Origin of the sequence: Vibrio penaeicida (assembly GCF_002933855.1) — a bacterium.
Classification (GTDB): domain Bacteria; phylum Pseudomonadota; class Gammaproteobacteria; order Enterobacterales; family Vibrionaceae; genus Vibrio; species Vibrio penaeicida_A.
In genome coordinates this window covers 133,459-142,448 of sequence record NZ_BFAQ01000049.1, presented here as the reverse complement: position 1 = coordinate 142,448, position 8,990 = coordinate 133,459, and the positions used below count along the sequence as shown (strand labels likewise).

The window sequence follows — 8,990 nt, the reverse complement described above, 5'->3', positions numbered from 1 at the left end:
TTGTGATACTTATTCCATTAATAATTATCAATGAGTTATATGCTCTTGAAAGTAATACAGTATAAGATAAATGCTCTTTATCTTATTTCAAATATAAGAAACCCCATAAAATAACGATTTTAATTTAGCAGAATTTTTCAATTAATAATCCTTTCTTAATCGTAAACTAATAAATCCTCAAAAATCATTCATTACTAGAAAATCTTTTACTGACATTATTTCTAAAATAAAGTGGTCTACAAATCCTTCCAGGTCAGTTTTGTATATATCGAATTCTATTATTTACCTTATACATCATAAAGATAAAACATAATCAGCCTAAGCTGCCGTTTATCATTTCAGCGCTTAGCCATGGTTAAAAAGTAACATCCCAACAATAAAAGTGTGATATGTAATAGCTCGTAAATCGAAACAGAAAAGAAATAACATAGAAATAAAAACCTCACTTTCAATCATCATACTTAGCGTCCTTCCTTTTCTGCGCGTCTATTCAATTAAAAATTCATTTCACTTTAATAAAAATGAAAGATTAAATGTTGTGAAATTTAAAAACACACAAGTGTGATCCAGTTAAATAATAAAACTATTTTTAGCTGATTAAATACATCGAACACCTCCATTTTATAACTCGCTAGGAGAAAGTATGAAAAAGCGATGGATTACAACCTGCATATTAAGTGGTCTAGGGGTTTGTGCGTCTGCGTATGCCAACCCAGAATTTCGTGTTCATCCGTACTTACAGAACCCGACGGATGACGGCATGACCATCATGTGGTTATCAAATAAAAAGTCACCCGGTGAAGTGACGCTACAGCAACATGGTAAGAGTAAAGTGTTCACCTCAACGCCAAAAGAAGCGAAAGCATTGCACTACTTCCCTACTGAAATAGAGAAATATGAAAAAGAGTTAGTCAGCACCAGCGCACCATACATTCATAGTATCACCCTGTCTGGCTTGAATGCTGGAACGGAATACAAATATGCCGTTACACAAAATGGACAAACCTATAATGCCACTTTTACCACGGCACCGAGCAAAGATGGGAACGTTCGGTTTGTGGTGTATTCCGATTCAGAAACAGAGCCTGAATCGACAGGTCGAACCCGTCGTTGGTCTGAACCATTTGGCGACTTTAACCGACAGTATATTGTTGACCAGACAATAGGCTACCAACAGAACATGAATGTGATTTCGTCGAGACAACCAAATTTTATCGCCATAGCGGGGGATTTGGTTGAGTCTGGCAATGAACAACGTGATTGGGATGAGTTTTGGCGACACAATTCCGGCGAGCTGGGTAACGTCGCCTCACGTGTTCCTATTCTGCCTGCAATAGGCAACCACGAAAACTACCCTGGTCCCGATGGCGGAAAAAATGAGTACGTAGAAGATCTCTCTGCCCAAGCAATTGCTCGCTACCAAACCTATTTTGATGTACCTGACAACGGCAGCAAGCGTTCTGTGTTTAAAGACAGATATTACCGAGTGGACTATGGTCCCATCACATACATCACCATAGACACGTCCGACGGCAAAGCCGACAAATCGAGCCAAGATACTAACTGGCGTTTAACAGGGATAAACGCCCCCGATTTCAACTCAGGGTCAGAACAGTACCAATGGTTAGAGAAACAATTGGCAGATGCCCAAAAAACGGCCCAATTCACTTTTGTGCAATTTCACCATGTGCCTTATTCCGTTGGCCCGCACGGATTTCCAACTGGGGAACAAGGATTTGAAAAAGGTCAAGATAACCAATCTGGTGTGCCAGTAAGAGTCCTAACTCCGTTGTTCAAAAAATACGGTGTCGATGCCGTATTTGCGGGGCACGATGAGATGTACGAGCACTCCGTCGTAGAAGGTATTCATTTTTACGACGTTGGTATTGGCGGCGACGGGCTTCGCGGTCCCTATTTCGGTAAAGATGGTAAATTCGATGTCCCACTAGATAACCCTCACCAAGTTTTTCTCGCTCACCTTGACGCCCCAGAGACTTGGGAAGGCAAAAAACTCGTTAGTGGTGGTAAACACTACGGTCACTTAGAAGTGAATGTTCAGAAAAACGAGAAAGGAACGTGGTCGGCGGAAATCGCTCCGGTCTACGTATTCCCAATTATGGACAAATCCGGATTTGTGCAAAGCTGGGAAAGAAGGGTGTACGACGATGTGGTCACCTTAACCAACTGAGCAAATTAGGTGTTGCTCGTGCCTGCGTAGGCAAGTAAGTACATACGTGATTCGATGACTTTTTGTTTACGCTGGCACATTTTTTAAAGCTAGAGACCATACTCAGCAAGAATATAATGGTTGAGTATCCTAAGATGTATGATGCCAAGGTAACGTGAGTTAAAGTTAGGCTTATACCAATAGCAGAATACGTTTAACCGCCAATGACCGACACAGCACAACGCCGTGACTCTATTTTGAGCCACATCCAAACCCACCAACAAGGTGATGTAAATGATTTCGCGGAGCAATTCCAAGTCTCTAAAGTCACTATTCGAAATGATCTCAATTACCTCGAAAAACAAGGGTGTGTGACTCGCTGCTATGGCGGGGCCAAACTAAACCGCCAGTTTGCATTTGATCAACCCCTAAACGACAAACTGCAAATCAATAACCGTATCAAATCCGAACTCGGTGCTTACGCCGCTAACTTGATCAAAGATGGCGACACCGTTTTGCTTGATTCCGGTTCTACCACAGAACAAATTGCCCATCACTTAAAGGGAAAACATAACTTAACGGTGATGACCAACGCCATTAACATCGCTTACCACTTGGCCAACCAAGATGGAATAGACGTTATGGTGACTGGCGGAATGCTCAGAAAAAACTCGTACTCACTCTGTGGCACTACTGGGGAGCATCTATTGGAGAGCTATCATTTTAATATTTTATTTATTGGAGTAGACGGATTCGATAAAGAGACTGGAATCAGCACACCTCATCAAGGGGAAGCAGCGGTAAACAGGAAGATGGTTGAGTCTGCGCAGACCGTGGTCGCCATTACCGACTCATCGAAGTTTAATCGCCAAAGCTTTTGCTCGATCGCGCGCCCAGAACAAATTGATATACTGATTACCGATAGCGGTATTCCAGCTGGCTACGAAGAAGATCTTAAAGCCAAAGGTATTGATGTGCACATCGTAGCTATAACGTAACCGCTTTATCGCGATCACGCTATCATCCTCAATCCGCTCCTTCGTTGGCCCGTTATTAAAAAGCCTAATCTCCCTATTACTAAGAATGTGATCTCACGCATGAGGCACTTCGAAATCCTTCTATTCGTCGCTATTTCATTCTCACTTTCAGTTCTGAAAACGTCGATCAGTGATGCCATGGTAGTTACTGACTAAAACATCAAATTAAAAATGAAAGACAAAGCTTTCACTTCATACAAAACGAAAGGGTTTCATCCCTAAAAACGAAAGACAAGCACCTGTGATCAACCTTTCATTTTTGTTTCATCATGCCTGATTTAATTCACTGCAGCAGACAAGAGAGCATTTCAGCTGTTGATGATATACAAGAAAAGGCATTGGTCATGACGAGTACACAAAGACGACAAAAAATCATGGAGCACATTCGTTCCCACGGCTCAGGAAAGGTAGATGAGTTTGTAGATGAATTTGATGTGTCGGCAGTAACCATTCGCCATGATCTCAATCTACTGGAAAAAGAAGGCTGCGTTTTTCGGTGTTACGGCGGCGCAAATTTGAATCCGAATTTCGCATTCGACCAGCCTCTTTATCGCAAAGATCAAATCAACCGCAGTACCAAGCAAAAAATTGCTCACGCCGCCGCTACATTGGTGCAAGACGGGGAAGCCATCATACTCGACTCTGGATCTACTATTGGGTTAATGCCGCAATACCTTGCGAATAAGCAACACCTCGTTGTTTTGACTAACGCGCTCAATACCGCCTATCAACTCAGCAGTAACGAACAAATCGACTTGCACGTTGTGGGTGGCAGCTTGCGCAGGGCGTCGTGCTCATTAACCGGACACCATGGCGAGCAGCAAATCCGCTCCTATCTATTCGATAAACTTTTCTTAGGGGTAGATGGATTCGACTTGGCTGCAGGCATCACCACACCAGACAACCTAGAAGCTCAGATCAACCGCACCATGTGCGACGTCGCAAGACAGATCATCGCAGTGACCGACTCAAGCAAATTCGGGCGTAAAAGCTTTTGCATGATCCGAGCCGCCAGCCAAATCGACGTATTGGTCACCGACAGCAACATTCCCCACACCACTCATCAAGCGCTGCTCGATATGGGTGTCGACGTCATTCTCGCCGATCAAACGGTTAATTAGGAACCACCATGAAAACTCTACAATCGCTGATTGAACAGCATAAGCAAGGGCAAACTACTGGTATTTACTCCGTGTGCTCAGCCCATCCTTTAGTGTTAGAAGCCGCAATCAAACAAGCAGCAACCGACAATCAATTGGTTTTAATAGAAGCGACTTCCAACCAAGTTAATCAGTTTGGTGGCTACACAGGTATGACACCGCTGAGTTTTTCCGAACACGTTTATCTGCTTGCAGAAAAACACCGTTTCCCCGCCGAACGCATCGTTTTAGGTGGTGACCATCTCGGTCCGAATTGTTGGCAACATCTACCAGCGCGTCAAGCCATGGAATATTCTGCCCAAATGATTCACGACTACGTGAGCGCTGGGTTTAAAAAGATTCACCTTGATTGCTCTATGTCATGCGTAGACGACAAGACACCACTGAGTGAAAGCATCATGGCAGAACGCGCGGCACAGCTTTGCCTTGTTGCAGAAAGTGCGTGGAATGATGTAGGTGGAGAACCCCCGCTGTACGTCATTGGTACAGAAGTGCCCACGCCCGGCGGCGCAATAGAATCATTGGAAGAAGAAGGACTCGAACTCACCACTCCTGAAGAAGCACTAGCTACATTAGACGCACATCACCGAGCATTTCATGATTTAGGGCTGGGGCATGTATGGCCGCGCATCATTGGTTTAGTGGTTCAGCCGGGCGTGGAGTTTGATCACCACTCGATTCATCACTACCAAAGTAGTGCAGCTCAGCCTTTAAGTAAGGTTGTGGAAGATCAACCTCACCTCGTCTTTGAAGCACATTCAACCGATTACCAAAACCCCAACGCATATCATGAGCTGGTTGTTGATCACTTTGCCATTCTCAAAGTCGGCCCCGCGTTAACCTTTGCCTTGCGTGAAGCACTCTACGGATTAGAGCGGGCAGAACAAGAATGGCTGGGTAGCCATCACGCTTCTCACCTGCGCGACACGGTTGAACAAGTCATGCATGAAGAACCCGACTACTGGCGTTCTCACTACTTAAGCAAAGGGCACCAGCAATTTCTTGATTGCAGCTACAGCTTAAGCGACCGAATTCGTTACTACTGGACACACCCTGATGTGCGAAAGGCGCAAGATGCATTATTTAGCAATCTACTGGCAAATCCATTGCCTCTGACTTTACTCAGCCAGTATTTGCCCAATCAGGCAAAAGCCATCCTCCAAAATCAAATTCAAAACCTGCCCGCTGACATTGTTATACACAAGATCATGGAAGTGACTGAGGTCTATTCCGCGGCTTGCTATTCCAATTCAGTGGCGAGTAAGGAGACAAATTAATGACGACCTATTTAGGCTACGAGCCCGCTTGGTTAGACCAACGCAATGGTATTCACACTGCTCAAGAAATAGAACACCAACCGCGTTTATGGCGCAGTTTAGCAAACGATTTAGACAGCCAATCGGATTCGATTAACGCGTTTCTATCGCCTCTGTTATCGCGTTCAGATCTTCGCATCATTCTTACAGGTGCAGGCACTTCGGCATTTATTGGCGACGCTGCAATGCCTTTCGTTCAAGCAGGGTTGGGCTTTCAAGTTGAATCGATTCCAACAACGGATTTGGTTTCAAACCCAGTGCAGTACATTAACCCAGAGCGACCAACTTTATTGGTTTCCTACGCTCGGTCTGGTAACAGCCCAGAAAGCGTCGCCGCGGTCGAACTGATTGAGCAGCTTGTCCCCGAATGTTTTCACTTAATTCTGACGTGTAATGAAAGCGGAGCACTTTCTCGCTACGCGGATACCGCAACCAACGCCTATTGCATGATCATGCCTGAAGGTTCTAATGATAAAAGCTTTGCCATGACATCCAGTTTCAGCTGCATGCTGATGTCGACGCTGGTACTACTAGGTGGCAATACAGCGGAGCAATCGCGTAGAAACATCGTCACCATTGCCAGCTTATGCGAGAGCAAATTAGACCAATGGCAATCCCCCACCAAATTACTTGCTGCTCTGCCGTATGAGCGCCTAATTGTGCTTGGCAGCGGCGGGTTTTCCGGGCTTGCGCGCGAAGCATCATTAAAGTCGTTGGAGCTCAGTGCGGGAGCAATTATGACGGCATTCGACTCGTCTCTTGGGTTCCGTCACGGCCCTAAGTTCACCATTAACGATAAAGCGCTGGTTATTCAGTTTTTCTCCAGCACCAACTATACCCGCCAATACGATATTGATTTATTTAACGAAATCCAACGAGACCAGCAAGCCTTGAAGCACATTGCCCTCACTGAAAAAACGTTAGACAACACGAATGTATTCGAGCTTGGGCAATTGGATGTGGATGAAGAATGGCTCTGTTTTCCTTACATCTTATTCTGCCAAATGTTGGCGTTTGAGAAATCACTTCAACTTGGGCTAGGCCCAGACAATCCATGCCCGACAGGTGAAGTTAACCGAGTGGTACAAGGCGTAACTATCCATCCATTTAGCAATGACATTAAAAGGAATTAATCATGCCAAATATTGTTTTAAGTCGAATTGATGAGCGCCTCGTTCATGGGCAAGTAGGTGTGCAATGGGTTGGCTTTGCCGATGCCAATATTGTGGTCGTAGTCAATGACGACGTTGCCGGAGATTCTATCCAGCAAAACCTAATGGAGATGGTGCTAGCCGACGGCATCGCCATACGATTTTGGACCGTGCAAAAGACACTAGACACCATCCATAAAGCCGCCGACCGCCAACGTATCTTATTGGTTTGCCGTACCCCTAAAGACTTTCGCCAATTGGTGGAAGGAGGCGTTCCAATTACCAATATCAATGTTGGCAACATGCACTACGTAGACGGAAAAAAGCAGATATCTAAAACGGTTTCGGTCGATGCCGAAGACGTCGAGGAGTTCCAAAAACTCAACGCGCTCGGAGTGAGTTGCACTGTACAAGGTGTACCTACAGAAAGCGCAACGGATCTTTTTACGCTTATTCAACAATAAGCTTTCAATGAAAAAGGACAAACACTCATGGAAATAGGACTCTTACAGGCGTTGATGCTCGGCATCCTTGCCTTCTTTGCTGGCCTTGATTTGTTCAATGGTCTCACCCACTTTCACCGGCCTGTTGTACTCGGACCGCTTGTTGGTTTGATTCTTGGCGATGTTCAAACCGGCATTTTGGTGGGCGGTACGCTTGAACTCATTTGGATGGGTTTGGCTCCACTCGCTGGTGCTCAACCGCCCAACGTAATCATCGGAACCATCGTAGGCACAGCGTTTGCCATATCCACCAGCGTTGAACCCAATGTCGCGGTTGGGGTTGCGGTGCCATTTGCTGTCGCAGTTCAAATGGGGATTACTTTACTCTTCTCCGCTATGTCTGCGGTGATGTCTAAGTGTGATGAATTTGCTCGCAACGCCGATACAAAGGGCATTGAGCGCGTGAACTATTTTGCACTTGGCGTGCTCGGAACCTTCTATTTTCTTTGTGCCTTCTTACCCATTTACCTTGGTGCGGAACATGCTGGAGCCGTCGTAAGTACCCTTCCAAAAGAATTGATCGATGGTCTTGGGGTTGCAGGTGGAATCATGCCCGCCATTGGCTTCGCTGTCTTAATGAAAATCATGATGAAAAACGTTTACATCCCGTATTTCATCCTCGGTTTTGTGGCTGCAGCGTGGCTAGAGCTGCCTATCCTCGCGATAGCGGCAGCGGCGACAGCTATGGCTATTATCGACTTTTTGCGCAAATCAGAACCCACCCCTGTTACAGCACCAACTGAGGACCTTGAAGATGGAATCTAATGTGAGCAATGAAATTGACCTTCGCACTCAAAATACGGCTGTGCAACCCGCTCCAGGCGTGGCGCAAGACGAGTACGAAGATAAAGAGATCGGTGCCGAGCTAACAAAGGCAGACATTAACAAAATGGCGTGGCGTTCCCTCCTACTGCAAGCGTCGTTCAACTTTGAACGTATGCAAGCATCGGGTTGGTTATACGGTTTGCTCCCAGCACTGAAAAAGACTCACACCAACAAAGCGGACCTTTCCAAAGCGATGCAAGGTCATATGGGCTTTTTCAATACGCACCCATTCTTAGTGACATTTGTTATGGGCATTGTGTTAGCGATGGAACGTTCCAAACAGAATATCAACAGTATTCAAAGTACCAAGATTGCGGTTGGTGCACCGATGGGTGGAATTGGTGATGCCATGTTCTGGCTAACGCTTCTGCCTATTTGTGGCGGTATAGGCGCAGACCTTGCCCTACAGGGTTCCATTATGGGTGCCGTGTTCTTTATGGTCCTCTTCAATGTGGTGCACTTTGGCTTGCGATTTGGGCTAGCACACTACGCGTATCGAATGGGGGTCGCCGCCATCCCCATTATTAAAGCAAACACCAAAAAAGTCGGTCATGCCGCTTCCATGGTTGGGATGACCGTTATCGGCGCTTTGGTCGCAACATACGTTCGCTTATCGACTACCGCTGAAATCACCGCGGGTGACGCTGTGGTCAAACTGCAAGCCGACGTTATCGACAAACTCATGCCAGCCTTTCTACCGCTGCTGTACACATTAGCTATGTACGCCTTGGTGAAACGAGGTTGGAGCCCGCTGAAGCTGATTGGCATCACCGTGACGCTTGGCGTAGCCGGCCGTTTCATGGGCTTTTTGTAAACACGGCTTTTTCACTA

The 8,990-nt window shown here is 45.9% G+C and carries 8 protein-coding genes; all 8 read left to right on the top strand.

From position 1 onward, the window contains the following. Positions 1–643 precede the first annotated feature (643 nt). The 8 genes from VPNCDNU1_RS25020 (at position 644) to agaE (ending at position 8,973) form a co-directional block, all read left to right on the top strand. The gene (locus VPNCDNU1_RS25020; RefSeq protein WP_104402895.1) at positions 644–2,188 is read left to right on the top strand and encodes a purple acid phosphatase family protein; all 1,545 of its coding nucleotides are present in this window, start codon (positions 644–646) and stop codon (positions 2,186–2,188) included. Positions 2,189–2,391: 203 nt separating this feature from the next. After that, positions 2,392–3,165: a transcriptional repressor AgaR gene (agaR, locus tag VPNCDNU1_RS25015; RefSeq protein ID WP_104402894.1), complete on the top strand. Its 774-nt coding sequence runs from the start codon at positions 2,392–2,394 to the stop codon at positions 3,163–3,165. Between the two features lie 383 nt (positions 3,166–3,548). Then, a complete protein-coding gene (gene agaR / locus VPNCDNU1_RS25010; RefSeq protein WP_104402893.1) occupies positions 3,549–4,325 on the top strand; it encodes a transcriptional repressor AgaR in 777 nt (258 codons plus the stop codon). An 8-nt stretch (positions 4,326–4,333) separates the two neighbouring features. After that, positions 4,334–5,641, top strand: a complete 1,308-nt coding sequence (locus VPNCDNU1_RS25005) for a D-tagatose-bisphosphate aldolase, class II, non-catalytic subunit (protein WP_104402892.1) — start codon at positions 4,334–4,336, stop codon at positions 5,639–5,641. Beyond that, positions 5,641–6,813, top strand: coding sequence for an SIS domain-containing protein (locus VPNCDNU1_RS25000; protein WP_104402891.1), 1,173 nt, complete (start codon positions 5,641–5,643; stop codon positions 6,811–6,813). The genes VPNCDNU1_RS25005 and VPNCDNU1_RS25000 overlap by 1 nt, the downstream gene beginning before the upstream one ends. A 2-nt stretch (positions 6,814–6,815) precedes the next feature. Beyond that, complete coding sequence (agaV, locus tag VPNCDNU1_RS24995) at positions 6,816–7,295, top strand: PTS N-acetylgalactosamine transporter subunit IIB (RefSeq protein WP_104402890.1); 480 nt, start codon at positions 6,816–6,818, stop codon at positions 7,293–7,295. Positions 7,296–7,322: 27 nt separating this feature from the next. Continuing rightward, entirely contained in the window at positions 7,323–8,099 is a 777-nt protein-coding gene (agaW, locus tag VPNCDNU1_RS24990; protein ID WP_104402889.1) for a PTS N-acetylgalactosamine transporter subunit IIC, read from the top strand. Continuing rightward, the gene (gene agaE, locus VPNCDNU1_RS24985; protein WP_104402888.1) at positions 8,089–8,973 is read left to right on the top strand and encodes a PTS N-acetylgalactosamine transporter subunit IID; all 885 of its coding nucleotides are present in this window, start codon (positions 8,089–8,091) and stop codon (positions 8,971–8,973) included. The genes agaW and agaE overlap by 11 nt, the downstream gene beginning before the upstream one ends. Positions 8,974–8,990: the final 17 nt, after the last annotated feature.